This is a genomic window from Saezia sanguinis (assembly GCF_003991585.1).
Lineage (GTDB): Bacteria > Pseudomonadota > Gammaproteobacteria > Burkholderiales > Burkholderiaceae_C > Saezia > Saezia sanguinis.
Map to the genome: position 1 here is coordinate 206,965 of NZ_PQSP01000004.1, position 15,531 is coordinate 222,495.

The following is a 15,531-nucleotide window of genomic DNA, read 5'->3' on the forward strand; positions in this document are numbered from 1 at the left end:
GATGATGCTCCGGCGTCAATGGCACTTTTCTGTGCAATGCACAGAAAGCTGTATGTGCTGTATGCAATGGCGTGAATCTGCTGCCGGATGCTGGCAGCCGCAAAAGAAAAGGTCTGTAGCAACTGCTTGGGCCTCATTCCCGAACCCAGGGGTTCAGGTGGGCGAGGTCAGCGGCATGTTGGGTTCATCTAACGCGAGATGATCACGCTCATACAGCAATACTTCCAAGCCCTTGCTCATGGAGCATCGGTTCAGGGAAATATGTAGCTTACACAGTGCTACAGACAGTTCCTATTTTACTGTTGCGGCCAGGGATCATCAAACGATTTCAAGTACGCATACAGCGCGTACCGGTATTGCTTGCGTTACAAGACAATTAGGCGCATTATCTTTTATTAAAGAATGTTTGTGACCAGGCCGTATAGGCAGTAGCAAACAGCATGACAGACCCGCCGCTGTCGGGCGGGCTGGTCAACGTGTCTGGCTAAAGCGTTTGCGGCCAGCGTATTTCCACATGCACGTTGTTGAAATTCGGGTCGTCAAAACTGCCGCCGTGAGCGCAGGTCATGCCCTCAGGCAGTGCAGCCATGCGGATCTCCTGCCCCTCATGGATGTTGCCGCCCCCGGCCATGTAGCCGATAAAGCGGTTGATCATTTCAAACACGCCGTCCATGTAGTCCTGCCCGACACCGCGAATGCTCAGGTCGGGGCGACCGAACTTGCGCATGCCTTGTGTGTAAATCCAGTGGGTGCCGTCGGTTTCGGGCGAAGCCATGATGTTCACGTGTGGGAAAGGGGTGAACTGCTGCGGTTCAAACACCTTTTCATGCCAGTTCTGCGGGGTCCACCATTTGCGGTTCAGCGGGTCATACAGGGCCACGCCGCCACTGTCAAGCAGGTAACTGGCAACGCCGATGACCACGCGAAAATCATTCAGTGTATCGCTGTCGGGCAGCAGTGCCTGCACGGTGTAGCAGTGCTCCTGCTGGTTGATGGCCTCAGTCAGCTCAGGGTGTTGCTCTTGCAATTGCTTGGCAAATATGCCGCTGCGAAACTGGCTGATGGTTTCCACCCCGTCGGGCATGCGAAAACTCTGCAACTGCAGGCTTTGCGGCATATAGGTGACACGGTATTTTTCACCATCAATCTGAAATTCCCCTTGCACTTCACCATAGACAATGTAATACAGCAGGTTGGTGTGCAGCGGCTGTTCGAAGTAAGGGCGAACCCAGTTAGGTGAGGTTGATGTTTGATCCATGATATACCATGTTTTGCATATTATTGTTGGGAGTATAAAGGAATAAATCAATCATTTTTTCAAAAAAGTGTGAAATATGTCACGCTTTGGCGTGCTCTCCCCCTTGCAGAGCCCGTCTGCATAGCATTTTGGATCGCAGTGTGATCAGGTGGAATACCGCAATACAGTTAATGCCATTTCGGCAATGGCCAGGCCGGACGCGGCTGAAGCCGGATCCTCATCCTCCAAAAACCAGGCTGCTGACAGCCCGGCATAGGCCAGTGTCCATTGCAGCAGGCGCTCTCGGCTCAACCCGCTGGCTTGGGTGACAACACCGAGTTGTTGCATAAAACGCTGTGGGCAGGTGGCGCTTGCCAGCTCTGGGTTGCACAGCAGGGCAGCGTATTCAAAACCGCGCTCACCGGCAAGCCCTTTGGGGTCGGTTGCAAGCCAGCCGCGTGCGGTGCCAAAATTCAGCACATTGTTGTGGTGCATGTCCCCATGCAGCAATACCGTGTTGTGCTGGTTCGCCAGCAGCTTCAGTGCTGCGGCTGCGCAGAACTGCAATATACCGCCGTAAACCTGCGCGGCGGGCGCCAGTGCACGAAACCAGTACGCCAGCGGTACCACCAGGCCGGACCATGGCGGCACAGGGGCTGTATGCAGCCGGGCAATCACTGCACAGATAATGCGGCTGGCCTCAGCGTCGCTGCCACTGAGCGCCATGTCCAGTAAAGAGGCGCTGTCTTGTGCCCGCTCCATCAGCAGGGCGTTGCTGTCGCAGGCATAAACCCGGGCAGCACCTTCACCGTGCCAGCAACGCATTACCTGTCCACCGCGCTGTTCCTGCGCCTCCAGCGCAATTTTGAGCATGGCGGGCTTGCCGCTGGCCAGCCGTACCGGCAGCAGCCTGCTGCTGTGGCGAATGATCGGGGCGCCGTCAGCCTTCAGGCTCCATGCTTTCAGATAGGTATTGAACATGCTGGGTCAGTGGGGTGTTGCCATGTACTGATCAGGCAATATACATTGACGTACTTTGACAGATGCATGCAGCCAGTTTACCGCATGTATTTAATTATGCTTGTTTATTCTCACCCCGTTTGTTGAGCTTGGGTCAGTACACCTGAGCCGTTGCAACCAGGTTAATCACCAGCGCAATGGCAAACAGCATCATCGCGGCCATGTTGGTGAGTTTCAGCTTTTTGATCTGGGCAGAGCTGGCAGCAAGTTGTGCCTGGTCAGGCCTATTCATGGGGCCGGATAACAATTTTTGCTGCGCCTGGGCGCCCATCACCTGCACCAGCGCCAGTACACCCACCACCATGCCCAGGGTAAAGCTGATGCCCAGCAGCAAGGGCACCAGGGCGGCGCTGCCGGCAGCACCGTGCTCGCGCACGGCACTCTGGAACACCATGAACGGAATATAAGCGGTGATGACAATCAGAAAAAACGAAAAAAAGTAAAAATAGGCAAAGTATTCCAGCCGGCGGGCCTGCTGCTGCAACTGTGCTGTCTGTTGGGCAGCGTGGTCGGGTGCCGTGGCAGGCTGGGAGTGTGGGGCAGAATTGGTCATAACAGGTGGCAATAAGGCAGTGGATAGCAGTCAAGGGCGGTGAATACCGGTGCCTGTCATTATAAAGACCCTGACCGTGTTCTGGTAGGGCAGGCACAAGAAAACAGCCGGGCAGCGTGTCGGGAACCTCTTTGTGAACCATTTGTCTACTGAAATGGCTGGCAGGCTGCACATATTGTGCAAGCTCGCCTAAAATGAGAAAGATTTCCTGCGCATACAAGCTGATGACAGACACAAGCGCAGACATATAAAAGGACTCTGACAACCATGAACGTTGATGCATCTATATTCAAAGCCTACGATATTCGCGGCATTGTCGGCAAAACGCTGGATGAAACGGTGGCTTTGCATCTGGGCCGTGCTTTTGGCAGCGCGGCGCTGGCAGCGGGTGAAAAAACAGTCGCAGTCGGGCGCGATGGCCGGCTTTCCGGCCCGGCGCTCTCTGCTGCGCTGATCAAGGGGCTGGCCAGCACCGGCGTCAAGGTGCTCGATGTGGGTGCGGTCACCACGCCCATGCTGTATTATGCTGCCACCGTGCATTGCCAAAGCGGCATTCAGGTCACAGGCAGCCACAACCCCAAGGATTACAACGGTTTTAAAATGGTGCTGGCCGGGCGGGCTATTTATGGCCCTGAAATCCAGGCCCTGCGTGAACGCATAGAAAAAGAAGATTATGTGCAGGCCGCACACAGTGGTGAAATTGTTCAGCGCGATATTTTCCCCGAATACCGTGACCGCATTGTTGCAGGCATCAAACTGGCGCGGCCGCTGAAAATCGTGGTGGACTGCGGCAACGGCATTACCGGCACATCCTCGCCCGAAATCCTCAAGGCCATTGGCTGCGAGGTGGTGGCTGAACTGTTTACCGAAGTGGATGGCAACTTCCCGAACCACCACCCCGACCCCTCCAAGGCCGAGAACCTGGAAGATTTGCGCCACGCGGTGACGCTGGCCGATGCCGACCTGGGCCTGGCGTTTGACGGCGACGGCGACCGCCTGGGCGTGATCACACGCGACGGGCAGGAGATTTACCCGGACCGCCAACTGATTCTGTTTGCCCGCGATGTGCTGACCCGTGAACCGGGTGCGAGCATTGTGTTTGACGTGAAGTGCACGCAGCAGATGATTCCTGCCATACGCGAGGCTGGTGGCGTGCCGGTCATGTCCACCACCGGGCATTCACTGGTCAAGGCCAAAATCCACGAGCTGAAATCGCCGCTGGGCGGCGAAATGAGCGGGCATATCTTCTTCAAAGAACGCTGGTATGGTTTTGACGACGCCACCTACAGTGCCGCACGCCTGCTGGAAATTTTGAGCCGCGTGGCCGACCCCAGCGCCGAACTCAATGCGCTGCCTACCGCGTTCAACACGCCGGAAATCAATATCCCGTGCCCGGACGGCAACGCACATGCGCTGGTGGGGCAACTGGTTGCGCTGGCAGCCAAAGAGGCCGCATTTGCCGCACCGGCACAGCGCACCACCATTGACGGCCTGCGGGTTGACTGGGCCGATGGCTTCGGGCTGATCCGTGCCTCCAACACCACACCGGTGCTGGTGCTGCGTTTTGAAGGGCAGACGCCTGAGGCGCTCGAACGCATTCAGGCCGTGATGCTGGCGCTGCTCGAAAAAGTCATGCCCGGCGTGCAACTGCCGCAAGGGCCGGCCGCACACTGATACCCCTGGCAGAACCGTAACGCAGCAACAACGCAGTACCGCACACACAATGGCAATACCTTTCAAGCAGTGCCTGGCGCGCTGGTCTTATTCCAGCCTGTGGCGGCTGCTGTCGCCTTTTTACGTATTCAAGCTCTGGTGGCGTGGCCGTAAAGAACCGGTCTACCGCCAGCACATTGGCGAGCGCTTTGGCTTATATGGCAGCACCCCGGCTGCCGCACACGCAGGCAGCTATGTCTGGGTGCATGCGGTTTCGCTGGGGGAAGCGCGCGCGGCGGCGGTGCTGATTGATGAACTGCGCCGGCAGATTCCGGACATGAAGCTGCTGCTCACACACGGCACCGCAACCGGCCGTGTGCAGGGCAAAGCCATTTTGCGCGAGGGTGACATCCAGTGCTGGCTGCCGATTGACACCCCCGGCAGCGTGAAACGCTTTTTTCGGCATTTCCGCCCGCAGGTGGGCCTGCTGATGGAAACCGAAATGTGGCCTAACGTCATGCACATGGCACAAAAACAGCAGGTGCCCATGTATCTGGTAAATGCGCGTCTGTCCAGGCGCAGCCTCAAAGGCATGAAAAAAGTCAACACGCTGCTGCGCCCGGCCTATGCAGCGCTGAATGCGGCGCTGGCACAGTCCAGAAGCGACGCCCGCCGGTTAAAAGAAGCAGGCGTTGCAACGGTGGAAGTGCTGGGCAACCTGAAGTTTGACATGCAGCCCGACCCGGCGCTGCTCGCGCGAGGGCGGCAGTGGAAACTGGCAGAATCACGCCCCATCATCATGGCGGCCAGCACGCGCGAGGGTGAAGAGGCCGACCTGTTGCAGGCCTGGCAGGCCATGTCATGGCATGCATTGCTGCCCGATCAGCGCCCGGTGCTGTTGCTGGTGCCCAGGCACCCGCAGCGGTTTGACGCCGTCGCACGCCTGGTGAGCGATGCCGGGCTGACACTGAGCTGCCGCAGCGCCTGGCCGGCTGCCAGGCTGGACGCCGCAGGGCAGCAGGCCGCATCAGTGTTTGAAGCTGCGGCCGTTCGCAATACCGGCATGGAGCCTGAAGAAGCGCAGATCTGGCTGGGAGACTCGCTCGGTGAAATGCCGCTGTACTACGGCATGGCCGATATCGTGCTGCTGGGCGGCAGCTTCAAAGACTATGGCGGGCAGAACCTGCTTGAAGCCCTGGCCTGCGACAGCCCGGTCATCATGGGCGAATACACCTACAACTTCACCTGGGCCAGCGAAATGGCACTGCAAGCCGGGGTCGCCTGCCGCGTGGCTGACTTCGCCCAGGCACTCAGCCAGGTGCAGCACTGGCTGGAGCAGCCGCAGCAGTTGCGCACCCTGCAGGCGCAGGCCAGCGGCTTTATTCATGCACACCAGGGTGCCGCACAGCATATGGCTGAGTACATTGCCGGGCGCCTGCGCTGAACTGCATTACACAAAAATTCAGGCCTGATTGATGCTGTGGCATGACCAGATGTGTGCTGGGCGACCAGTTGACTGTGTTGTTTGATCGCGTACCATCAATACACTTAGGTGGAGATATTGACATGGTCCTGATCAGATTACATCGAATGCATTCCACAGCACCGGCTGTCATGCAGCTTAACAGCAGCTTAGACCTTGAACCCATGGGTAAACTTGGCGCGAGCATCAGCGCGTTTTAACGCATGACAAATAACGTTACCAACAACGGTCTGGCTTATGACTATGCAGTTGATGTTCAGCGCATTGAAGAGGAATTCCGCTGGTCGCTTAAGCTAATGGAAAATCAGGGGCTGCGCATGGCCGGGCGTGGCAGTACAGGCAGCGATTTCAGTTCTGCGCTGCTCAACAATGTGCTGGCACATGATTCATGGGTATCGAGCTTTACAAATACAGATTATTTTAAATGTTATGATCAGGCACGTTTTTTAGCAAACTGCCTCAATCACCGGCTGACGGGCCTTAACCTCAAATGGATTTTTGTCATGGCAGAGCGGCCGGGACATTATTGGGTGGAAGCAATACCCACGCTTACCGATGTATGGTCGTTTGATCAGGCACGCTCACCCTACGAGTACAATAAGGCGGCGAAGACACCTTTGCCGCAGAGCGTTTATGTGCTGGTGTTAGACCCCTGGCTGAACAAGACCTATCTGCGCGAACAGCCATCACTTAATATTGTTTCCTACATCGACGAACTCAGTCTTGAACATATATTTTTCAAATCACAATGAAAAAAGGCAATTTTTTATTTGGCATGTTTTGCGGACTGTTACTGGCGCCGGTGTTTTACTTTGCGCTCAGCTACGTCAAAGACGCGATCAGCGAGCCGCATAAAGACCCGATAGAACAGGCACTGACTAACCTCTCTGACATCAGAAAGGCAACAGACCCGCTGCTGCTGGGCCAGCAGCAGGAAACCATTAACAGCGGTTTTCTGGCACTGGAACAATACCCAGGGGCACAGGTGATATACCAGGCGCAGGGTGGCGACATCATTTTCATGCTTGATAACAATGCCCTGGTCTGGTTGCATCCGCAAATTGATGGCGAGCGCGTTCAGTGGCGCTGCCTTGCCGCATCAGCAGGCAAGATACCACACATATGCACTCCTGGATATCAGCGTGATACATATGGCAATGTCATGCAATTCTAGCGCCCCTTGAAAACCAACGAGCTCTAATAACAATGGCCACTTTGCAGTGGCCATCGGCTTGAAAGAAAAACGGATGCGGTTTACGCTTGATGTCTTATGCTTTACGCCTTATGCCTCCATCAGCGCCTGCCCCAGGTAGCTATCGGGCGTGGTGCCGGGCAGCGCAAAGTAGTAGCCGCCACCAAACGGTTTAATGTATTCTTCCAGCGGTTCGCCGTTCAGGCGCATCTGTGTTTGGATAAAGCCGGTTTGCAGGTCGGCCTGAAAGCACACAAAAATCAGCCCCATATCAAGCTGGCGCGCTTTGGTCAGCCCGAGCGAGTAGCTGAAGCTGCGGCGCCGCAGTTTGGCCACATGGCGCTCCGGTATGCGGGGCTCGGCACGTCGCATGTGTGAGTCCAGCGGGGTGATGTTCCCATCCAAATCGGATTCAAAGTCTGGGTCGTCAAATTCATGTTCTTTGCCGTGCGGGGCGCCTGTGGCGCGCAGGCGGCCAAAGTCATTTTGCTGCTGGCCCAGCGGGGTGCGGTCCCAGAATTCCAGGCGAAAGCGGATCAGCCGCACCACTTCGTAAGAGCCGCCCTCAGCCCAGGCAGGCTCCCGTGAGTTTTTGCCGACCCACACCATTTCGTTCATCAGTTGTTCATCTTCATGCGACGGGTTGCCGGTACCGTCCTTGAAGCCCATCAGGTTGACCGGGGTGGTGCGGTTGCGAATATCGCGTGCGGGCAGAAAGCCGTCTATTTTCCAGCGGGCCACCATCCGGTTCGGAAAGTTTTTGATGACGTAACGCATCGCGTAGATCACCGTTTCGCGCGTATTGGCGCAAATCTGGATCATCACATCGCCATCACACCAGGGTCGCTCCAGTGCGTCATTGGGGAAGGACGGCATTTCAACCAGATGCACCGGTTTCTGTGCGGCCAGCCCGAAGCGTTCGTCAAACAGGGATGCGCCCACGGTCACGGTCATGGTCAGGTTGTCCGGATGTACCTGGGCCCCGAGAATGCCTGATTCCGGCGGCGGCAGCCGTACGTCGGCGGTTGGGGCCGGGCCACCTTTGGTCAGAAAAGCGATGATGTTGGTCAGGTCCTGAAACAGTTTCACCAGGTCTTCACGACCCTTGCCTACCACATCAAACGCAATGAAGACGGCCTCGGCCGGTTCCGGCGTGATGATGCCGGCCTGGTGCTTGCCATAAAACGGAACCGATTGCAGTGTGGTGTCCGGGCAGGCGTTAGCATTGGCATTGGTGTTTGTGCCTGCTGCCGTTTCTGCCGCTGCATGGGCCTGGCTGGCCAGCGCGCCACCGGCGAGCAGGCTACCGCCCAGGGTGCCCAGGCCTTTGAGCAGGTTGCGCCGTGTGGGTGTGCCCGGCTGCTCAGGACTGGTGTGCTGTGCACTGCCGGGGGCTGTATCGTGTTGCTGTGACATGGGTTTAGTCCTCCTTGCTGACAACGTGCCCGGTTATTCCAGGCCTAATGCTTCGGGCAGGCTGGAGAGGTTGTCATTCAACTGCGCCAGTGTGGTTTTCAGCGCTTCTCTGTCTGCCTCGGTTAACTGCTCATAAGGCTGAAAGCCGTCGGTGGTTTTATAGGTTTCCAAAATGGTGTTGGCGGCCTTGTACTGGTCTTCAATCTGCTGGTAAAGCTCGGGGTGCGCTTTGGAAAGCATGGGCCGTACCAGGCGGAAGATGCGGTGCGAGCCATCCAGATTGGCCTGTATGCCCCACAGGTCGGTTCGGGCGTACAGGTTTTTATGCCCCTGTAGCTTGCTTTGCTCAATTTCACGGATCAGTGCAGCGGCATAACCCACCATCTGGTCGGGTGAGGTTTTCACGGTGCTGATTTCCTGTTGCAGTGCGCTGATGTTTTCCAGCAGTTGCGCTGCCACGGGTTCCAGGTTGTCGGTGGACTGGTCGGCAAACAAACCTCTTTCTATGCGGTGAAAGCCGCTGAAAGCGGGGTCGTTGGCGCGCTCGCGGAATACGCTTTCATCGGCGGCAATCGCCGTATCCAGCGCGGAAAACTGTTTGAGTACCGGTTCGATGTGCTCATAGCGTTGCAGTGCCGGGGCATACAGCGCCTGGGCCGTGGCCAGGTCGCCGGCCTTGATGGCGTCTGCCAGTGCCTGGCTTTGCTTGAGCAAGGCGTTCAGTTCGGTGCTGATGTATACCTTGTATTCGCCAGCGGCGCTCACCAGCTCAATCGGTGTGGGCTTGCGGTTAGCGCCATTGTCGGCGGTGGCGCGCACGACCAGCGTGCCTCTGGGGTTAGAGAGCAGCCCGCAGGTCATTTCATACGTGTCGGGGTCCAGTGTGGTGGTGAGCTTTTGGGTAAAGCCCGGCGGAATGTTTTCACGCTCGTCAATAATGCGTATGCCCTTGAGAATCTCCCACTCAACCGCCCGGTTGCTCTTGTTGTGGATGATAAAGCGGACTTTGCCGGCGTCAATGGTCAGTTCCATCGGGTCGCACGCATGGTCCAGAATCTCAATTTTAATTTCCTGCATGGCAGGGGCGGCAGTCTGTGCGGTGCCGCTGCCTGCGTCATCGGTTTTATCGCAGGCGGCCAGCGCCATGGCGGCCGCAACAACGGCGGCGTAACGGGTCAGCCTGCAAAAAACGCTCGAGCGTGACATGTGTTTATCCTTTATTCGTAAGCCTTTGAACCGTTTGCGGTTCAAAGGCCTTTGCAACAGCGCCCGGGCCGTCTGTATGTTTGTGTACGTATGCATGTGTTGCATGCATGCGCACAGCATCAGCCCGGTTCATCGCCATGCGCGTATCAGTTATCCAGCCCCAGTGTGGCACGCAGCGTGGAGAGGTCTTCTGCCAGCGTGGTGATCTGGGCCTGCATCAACACCTTGTCGGCTTCGGTCACAGCGGTATAGCTCTGGAAGCCCTTGCCGTCGGCGGTGCGGTATTTATTCAGCGTGGCCTGCGCTTCGGCAAAGTTTTTCTCAATGGTTGCCAGCAGTTGCGGGTTGGCCTTGACGATCAGCGGACGCAGCAGCTCCACAATCTTGATCGAGCCTTCCAGGTTGCCGCTGAAGTCCCACAGGTCGGTGCGGCTGTAACGGTCTTCCTCACCGCTGATCTTGGTCTGTGCGATTTCGTCCATCAGGTCGGCGGCACCCTGAACCATCTTCACCACCGGAATCGGCTCGTCCTGCAGGCGGCGTTGCAGCTCCAGCACATCGGCCATCAGCCGGTCGGCATACTTGCCGGCACCTTCGGTGGTGTTCTGCGAGAACAGCAGGTATTCCAGGCGGTGAAAGCCGGTGAACTCGGGGTCGTTCACGCCATCTTTGAAATCGTCTTCACGTGCGTCAATGGCCGGGTCCATGTCGCCGAAAATTTCTGCGGCTGGCTCAATCCGTTCATAGTGAACGCGTGCCGGTGCATACAACGCCTTGGCTTCTTCAATGCGGCCGGCTTTGACAGCATCGGTAAACTGGCGGGTCTTGGCTACCAGCTCGTCGATCTCGGCCAGCACATACATCTTGTACTGGCTTACCGGTTCAATGAAATCCTCGGCGTGCGGCACGTAGGCGGTTGCCGATGCAGCGGCCGGTGCCGTCTGGGCTTGTGCCACATAAACCGGCAGCGACAGCGCTGCTGCGCAGGCAGCCACAACAACAGAGGATTTGAGTTTGAAACGCAACATAAAAGCTCCTTAAAAAATGCAATGAATCATGAGTGAGATGTAGACACAGATGCTGGCGCAGCAGCCTCAGATGTGGCTGGCGCTGTGGCAGCGCGGGCTGATCTGTCTGGCCAGAAGAAGAAAAGCAATGCCGGTATCAGGTACAGGAAGTAGGCAATGACTTCTCCCAGGGTGGGGTGGTCGTTGAACCCGAATAGCCCCGAGAGGACTGAGCCCAGTACCGTGTGAATCGACAGGAAACTGTCCGAAAGGTCAAACACGATGGTTTGCAGGCTGTTCCAGATGCCGGCTTCGTGAAACGCCTTGAGCGCACCGGCCAGCAGGCCGGCGGCAATGAACAGAATCAGCACGCCGGTGTATTTGAAAAACTTGCGCAGGTCCAGGTGCACGCTGCCTTTATAAATGGCGTACCCGAGCGCAATCGCGGTAAACAGGCCCAGGCTGGCGCCCGCGGTGGCAACCAGCACGTAACCATCCTGGTCAAAAAAGCTGAACAGGAAAAACAGCGATTCCAGCCCCTCGCGGGCCACTGCAAAAAACGCCATGCCCACCATCACCAGCCCCTGGCCGGTGCTGCGGTTGATGGCCGAATCAATGCTTTGCACAATGGAATTTTTGAGCGAGCGCGATGCCTTGCGCATCCAGAAAATCATGTAGGTGAGCACCACCACGGCAATCAGCGCGACAATGCCTTCAAACAGTTCCTGGCCCTTTTGCGGAATTTCGCCGACCGTGTAGTACAGCGCCAGGCCTACGATCAGGCACAGCGCAACCGCCAGTGCGATACCCAGCCAGACAAACTTCATCCATTTTTCATTGCCGGTTTGCTTCAGGTAGCTGGAAATGATGCTCACGATCAAGGCGGCTTCCAGCCCTTCGCGCAGCATGATGAGAAATGTTGCTAAAAACATGATGAATACAGCAAAAATGCAAGCCGTAGTGGCAGGCGTGCCTGTCGGATCGCCTGCGGTTCCGCCTACAACAGCTGATGTTCTGTTAATAATGAATGGTTATTATAGTGATAATGATTATCATTTAGCAATTAATCTGACAAGTACAATATGGATATGCCGGCAGACGGCCAAAACGGTGAGCCTGACAGGCCGATTGCCTATAAGGGGCCTGAGGTGTCTAAAAGACCATACAGCAGGGGATGAAGCCGGGGGCGAGGGGGAGGTGCAGGGGAAAAGGCCGTTTACAGGGGCGGCAGGCCTTTGGCCAGGCAATGCCTTAGCATGCCGTTAAGGGGGCACTAGAAAATAGCAGGCCAAGATACAATGAATTTGGATAACTGATAGATGGGTTAAGAGGAAAATGATTGAAATGGCATTCAAAAAAATAAGAGTAGGTTTACTGGGATTGCTGGGGCTGTTTTTATTTCCTCAAATGCTGTATGCGGCAGATAGGACACCGTTTGTGCCACATACGCTGTATTTCAGTGCGCAAAATGCGCTGTGTATTGCATCTGTTAATCAGGTACAGATTATTGAAAACTATTATGACGAAGGCCCGCTGGCTGCGGGGCTGAATATCACGCCCTATCTGGAAAATGGGGCAAATACCATTGCCGTTGATGTAGCGAGCCTGACGGCCTTAAAAGGCGATCCAGCATTTCCTGCCGACTTCGAATGCCGGATCGTGATCAAAGCGGCACTTCCTGAAGGGGATGCGGAAGTCATACAGCTCGTTGCCACGGTGGCCGAAGTGGATGGTGAACTTCAGCCAACAGGCGTCCAATCGCCGCATTATCAGGGCTCGGCCAGTGCTGGCGCCGTCCATGAGTTTGAGAAGGAAGGAACCATTCTTTATCATATTGAACGTGAGGTCACGCTCAGCGGGCTTCCCGAGTGGGCATGGACCAAAGCCGCGGTATTTGAAGATACGCCGGAAAACATGGAAAAACTACGGCAGGCCTATGAAGAGCTCTGGCAATTGATGGATCATCAAGATATGGCAGGTATCCAGGAGAAAGCGCGCATCTCATTTGAGGAAAAAGAAGCCGCCAACCATCTGGCCCCCGGCATGTGGGCCGACTCTCTTGGGTTTGATGCCAAATTTGAGCAAAGTACCGGAGCGGTCCCTATCCGCTGGGATGATTTTGAACTGCAAACGGCGATGGGCGGGCGCCTGGTTCGGCTCGACAACAGGGGCTTTTCACCACTGCGCCTTAAAAACCAGGAGGGCAAAGGCTTCTGGGGCTATAACCCCTGGTTTTCTTTGATTGACGGTGAACTGGTCATTTCCCGCTGACCGCAGCACTTGCTGCGGTACCTGGCTGCGGCTTTTCTATCAGGCAAATCCACCATTGGCACGCAGCACCTGGGCGTTGACCCAGCCGCTGTCCGGCCCGAGCAGGAATGACACGACACGGGCGATGTCTTCCGGTTGCCCCAGCCGCTCCAGCGGTGCTGCTTTGGCGAGTTGTTCAACCTGTTCGGCGGTTTTGCCGTTGAGAAAAAGTTCGGTGGATACTGGTCCGGGTGCCACGGCATTGACGGTGATATTGCGTCCGCGCAGTTCATGGGCAAGTACCCGCACCAGTCCTTCCACGCCGGCTTTGGATGCAATATACGCGCCGTAGCCGGGTGAGGGCTTGGCAATGACGCTGGTTGAAACGGCAACAATGCGCCCGCCTTCGCCCAGGTATTTGGCGGCCTGGGCCAGTACCAGAAAAGCGCCGCGCAGGTTGGTGTTGATGGTCTGGTCAAACAGCGCGATGTTTTCCGGTGCGATGGTTGCCATGGACATGACGCCCGCGCTGTGCACCACGGCGCCGATCACGCCAAAGGCTTCCTGCGTGGCGGCAAACAGGTGTTGCACATCGTCTGGCCGGGAGACGTCTGCCTGGATGACAACGGCATGGCCGCCCGTGTTGCGAATGATGGTAGCCACTTCCTGCGCCTGCGCTTCATTGCTCGTATAGTTGACGGCGATTTTGAAGCCGTCCATCGCCAGCCGTATCGCAATGGCACGGCCAATACCACGCGAAGAACCGGTGACAATGGCGGTTTTGACAGGCAGTGTGAGGGTGGGGCTGTGGCGGGTGTTCATGGCGGTTTCCTTTGGCAATGAAGTAGCGAAAGAGCATGGTCGCTGATGGCACTGGTGACGCTATTGTGGCATTTTGACAGCTATTTTTATAAAAGGCCAACCCATGCTGTAAGCAGGGCTGATCGCACTGCCTGCGGGTGTTTCAGGGCGGTTGTGCGGCTGCCGGTTCAGGGGAGAAAGAGAAAGGGAAAGGCACCCAATGAAAACAGGCCTCCGGGTAAGAGGCCTGAATGCAGATGAAAACCGAAAATCTGTTTTGCGATGTGTCAGAAAGTGAACGAGGGTTTCTCGTCAAAATTGCGCAGCCGTTCAATATAGGTTTCAAACAGCGATTGCGCGTGAATGTCTTCCATGCTGACCGGTTTTTCGGTATCGGTGCTTTCTTCCTTGCGGGTGTAGAGCATGGCGGTCATGGCTGGCGCATCGCCGACAACCGCTACCAGCCTGCCGCCGGGTTTGAGCTGGTTGAAAAAGGTCTGCGGCACAAATGCGACCGAGCCGGTGAGCAGAATGATGTCGTACGGGCCTTCTTTGGGGGCGCCGCCGGAGCCATCGGTCACGCGCACTTCCACTTCGGTGATGTTGGCTTTTTGCAGGCTTTTGCGCGCCATTTGCCCCAGTTCAACTTCCAGTTCCAGCGAGAGCACGTTAGCACCCATTTGCGCCATGACGGCAGCCATATAGCCTGAGCCGGTACCGATTTGCAGTGCCCGGTCGTCGGGCTGAATCGACAGTGCCTGCAACAGGCGGCCTTCCAGCTTGGGAGAGAGCATGTGTTCGCCCTGGGTCGGGTTGGCGCGCAGGGGGATTTCCATATCGGCAAACGCCATGGCCTGATAGGCTGCCGGAACAAAAAGTTCGCGGCGCACAGCCTGTATGCACTCCAGCAGCTTGGGATCCAACACAAGCCAGGGGCGCAGTTGCTGTTCTATCATGTAGTAACGGGCTTGCTCAACGTTCATGGGCGGTCTCCAGAAGGTCAAATCTTGTCAATAATAGGTTAATCTTATCTATTTTAGAGCTTTATCGCCATGAAGGACAGTGATGGTGTATGGCATCAGGCTGTTATTCCTGGCGGCCTTTGCAAAGCAGGCTCAGGCTAGCGGCTTCACTTAAACTGCCGGCCTGTGAGGGTAAGCCTGCCTGGCCTGGCGGGAGGTCAGCAGGTAGGCGGTCCAGCCCAGCGCAATCAGGCTGCCGGCTGCCAGCATGGCCGTGGGAAACGGGCTGAGCGCCGCAACCTGCGATGCGCCAAAGTAGCGGCTGATGAAATATGTGCTTTGCCAGTGCGCAACCAGGATAGAGACCGGCCACAGCAGCCAGAAACCGGCGATGGCAAAGCGCACCGCAGACGCGCGCTTGACGGTGACCATGCATAAAAAGGTGGCCACCGCCAGTGTGATGGAAATGATCAGATGGGTGATGACGGTTGCCAGGTAGGCGATCCAGGCCGGGTCTTTGGTGATGGGGGGCGCAATCTGGGCGAACAACTGGGTTTCAAAGCGTGCTCCCAGCGCCTGGGTCACTGGCCTAGCCAGCAGGATGATGAACATCAGCAGCAAGATGATGCCGGGAATGTTGGGAACATGGCTTTGCGGTAATGCAGCCGGTTGGCCGGACTGGGGTTCAGAAAGGGTCATGGTCAGGGGGCGCGCAATGAAATGGGTTGTATAAGGGGGCATCTTGTGTCTA

Annotated in this window: 15 protein-coding genes; 5 read left to right on the plus strand and 10 right to left on the minus strand. The window is 56.6% G+C overall.

The genetic code is table 11. The annotated features are described in order from the left end of the window. Positions 1–484: 484 nt before the first annotated feature. The 3 genes from CUZ56_RS09310 to CUZ56_RS09320 form a co-directional block, all read right to left on the minus strand. Entirely contained in the window at positions 485–1,258 is a 774-nt protein-coding gene (locus tag CUZ56_RS09310) for a hypothetical protein (RefSeq protein WP_126980121.1), read from the minus strand. A 144-nt stretch (positions 1,259–1,402) separates the two neighbouring features. Beyond that, positions 1,403–2,218 carry an aminoglycoside phosphotransferase family protein gene (locus CUZ56_RS09315; protein WP_126980122.1) on the minus strand — a complete coding sequence of 272 codons (816 nt, stop codon included), beginning with the start codon at positions 2,216–2,218 and terminating at the stop codon, positions 1,403–1,405. Between the two features lie 133 nt (positions 2,219–2,351). Continuing rightward, complete coding sequence (locus CUZ56_RS09320) at positions 2,352–2,810, minus strand: hypothetical protein (protein WP_126980123.1); 459 nt, start codon at positions 2,808–2,810, stop codon at positions 2,352–2,354. A gap of 267 nt (positions 2,811–3,077) precedes the next feature. Between CUZ56_RS09320 and CUZ56_RS09325 the strand changes: the two genes are divergently transcribed. The 4 genes from CUZ56_RS09325 (at position 3,078) to CUZ56_RS09340 (ending at position 7,120) form a co-directional block, all read left to right on the plus strand. Further along, positions 3,078–4,484 carry a phosphomannomutase/phosphoglucomutase gene (locus tag CUZ56_RS09325; protein WP_126980124.1) on the plus strand — a complete coding sequence of 469 codons (1,407 nt, stop codon included), beginning with the start codon at positions 3,078–3,080 and terminating at the stop codon, positions 4,482–4,484. 49 nt (positions 4,485–4,533) lie between these two features. Continuing rightward, the gene (locus CUZ56_RS09330; RefSeq protein WP_126980125.1) at positions 4,534–5,907 is read left to right on the plus strand and encodes a 3-deoxy-D-manno-octulosonic acid transferase; all 1,374 of its coding nucleotides are present in this window, start codon (positions 4,534–4,536) and stop codon (positions 5,905–5,907) included. A gap of 242 nt (positions 5,908–6,149) precedes the next feature. Beyond that, positions 6,150–6,698, plus strand: a complete 549-nt coding sequence (locus tag CUZ56_RS09335; protein WP_126980126.1) for a hypothetical protein — start codon at positions 6,150–6,152, stop codon at positions 6,696–6,698. Continuing rightward, the gene (locus CUZ56_RS09340) at positions 6,695–7,120 is read left to right on the plus strand and encodes a hypothetical protein (protein ID WP_126980127.1); all 426 of its coding nucleotides are present in this window, start codon (positions 6,695–6,697) and stop codon (positions 7,118–7,120) included. Before CUZ56_RS09335 ends, CUZ56_RS09340 begins: the two co-directional genes overlap by 4 nt. A gap of 108 nt (positions 7,121–7,228) precedes the next feature. Here the strand turns inward: CUZ56_RS09340 and efeB are convergent, their stop codons facing one another. The 4 genes from efeB to efeU form a co-directional block, all read right to left on the minus strand. Further along, complete coding sequence (efeB, locus tag CUZ56_RS09345) at positions 7,229–8,554, minus strand: iron uptake transporter deferrochelatase/peroxidase subunit (protein WP_126980128.1); 1,326 nt, start codon at positions 8,552–8,554, stop codon at positions 7,229–7,231. A gap of 33 nt (positions 8,555–8,587) precedes the next feature. Then, on the minus strand, positions 8,588–9,760 hold the full coding sequence (efeO, locus tag CUZ56_RS09350; protein ID WP_162615311.1) for an iron uptake system protein EfeO: 1,173 nt from the start codon (positions 9,758–9,760) through the stop codon (positions 8,588–8,590). 146 nt (positions 9,761–9,906) lie between these two features. After that, positions 9,907–10,788 carry an iron uptake system protein EfeO gene (gene efeO, locus CUZ56_RS09355; protein ID WP_126980130.1) on the minus strand — a complete coding sequence of 294 codons (882 nt, stop codon included), beginning with the start codon at positions 10,786–10,788 and terminating at the stop codon, positions 9,907–9,909. A 26-nt stretch (positions 10,789–10,814) separates the two neighbouring features. Then, complete coding sequence (efeU, locus tag CUZ56_RS09360) at positions 10,815–11,699, minus strand: iron uptake transporter permease EfeU (protein ID WP_126980131.1); 885 nt, start codon at positions 11,697–11,699, stop codon at positions 10,815–10,817. Positions 11,700–12,111: 412 nt separating this feature from the next. On the opposite strand from efeU, the gene CUZ56_RS09365 reads away from it, so the two are divergent. Continuing rightward, complete coding sequence (locus CUZ56_RS09365; protein ID WP_126980132.1) at positions 12,112–13,038, plus strand: hypothetical protein; 927 nt, start codon at positions 12,112–12,114, stop codon at positions 13,036–13,038. Between the two features lie 39 nt (positions 13,039–13,077). Here CUZ56_RS09365 and CUZ56_RS09370 read toward each other — a convergent pair whose 3' ends face one another. The 3 genes from CUZ56_RS09370 to CUZ56_RS09380 form a co-directional block, all read right to left on the minus strand. After that, entirely contained in the window at positions 13,078–13,839 is a 762-nt protein-coding gene (locus tag CUZ56_RS09370) for an SDR family oxidoreductase (protein ID WP_126980133.1), read from the minus strand. A 266-nt stretch (positions 13,840–14,105) separates the two neighbouring features. Next, entirely contained in the window at positions 14,106–14,801 is a 696-nt protein-coding gene (locus tag CUZ56_RS09375; RefSeq protein ID WP_126980134.1) for a protein-L-isoaspartate O-methyltransferase family protein, read from the minus strand. 150 nt (positions 14,802–14,951) lie between these two features. Beyond that, a complete protein-coding gene (locus CUZ56_RS09380; RefSeq protein ID WP_126980135.1) occupies positions 14,952–15,521 on the minus strand; it encodes a hypothetical protein in 570 nt (189 codons plus the stop codon). Positions 15,522–15,531 lie beyond the last annotated feature (10 nt).

Bases quoted from the DNA above. Each gene is read 5' to 3' on its own strand.
- efeB (WP_126980128.1), bottom strand. From the start codon at position 8,554: ATGTCACAGCAACACGATACAGCCCCCGGCAGTGCACAGCACACCAGT.
- CUZ56_RS09375 (WP_126980134.1), bottom strand. From the start codon at position 14,801: ATGAACGTTGAGCAAGCCCGTTACTACATGATAGAACAGCAACTGCGC.
- CUZ56_RS09370 (WP_126980133.1), bottom strand. From the start codon at position 13,839: ATGAACACCCGCCACAGCCCCACCCTCACACTGCCTGTCAAAACCGCC.
- CUZ56_RS09365 (WP_126980132.1), top strand. From the start codon at position 12,112: ATGGCATTCAAAAAAATAAGAGTAGGTTTACTGGGATTGCTGGGGCTG.
- efeO (WP_162615311.1), bottom strand. From the start codon at position 9,760: ATGTCACGCTCGAGCGTTTTTTGCAGGCTGACCCGTTACGCCGCCGTT.
- CUZ56_RS09320 (WP_126980123.1), bottom strand. From the start codon at position 2,810: ATGACCAATTCTGCCCCACACTCCCAGCCTGCCACGGCACCCGACCAC.
- CUZ56_RS09335 (WP_126980126.1), top strand. From the start codon at position 6,150: ATGACAAATAACGTTACCAACAACGGTCTGGCTTATGACTATGCAGTT.
- CUZ56_RS09340 (WP_126980127.1), top strand. From the start codon at position 6,695: ATGAAAAAAGGCAATTTTTTATTTGGCATGTTTTGCGGACTGTTACTG.
- efeU (WP_126980131.1), bottom strand. From the start codon at position 11,699: ATGTTTTTAGCAACATTTCTCATCATGCTGCGCGAAGGGCTGGAAGCC.
- efeO (WP_126980130.1), bottom strand. From the start codon at position 10,788: ATGTTGCGTTTCAAACTCAAATCCTCTGTTGTTGTGGCTGCCTGCGCA.
- CUZ56_RS09315 (WP_126980122.1), bottom strand. From the start codon at position 2,218: ATGTTCAATACCTATCTGAAAGCATGGAGCCTGAAGGCTGACGGCGCC.
- CUZ56_RS09330 (WP_126980125.1), top strand. From the start codon at position 4,534: ATGGCAATACCTTTCAAGCAGTGCCTGGCGCGCTGGTCTTATTCCAGC.
- CUZ56_RS09380 (WP_126980135.1), bottom strand. From the start codon at position 15,521: ATGCCCCCTTATACAACCCATTTCATTGCGCGCCCCCTGACCATGACC.
- CUZ56_RS09310 (WP_126980121.1), bottom strand. From the start codon at position 1,258: ATGGATCAAACATCAACCTCACCTAACTGGGTTCGCCCTTACTTCGAA.
- CUZ56_RS09325 (WP_126980124.1), top strand. From the start codon at position 3,078: ATGAACGTTGATGCATCTATATTCAAAGCCTACGATATTCGCGGCATT.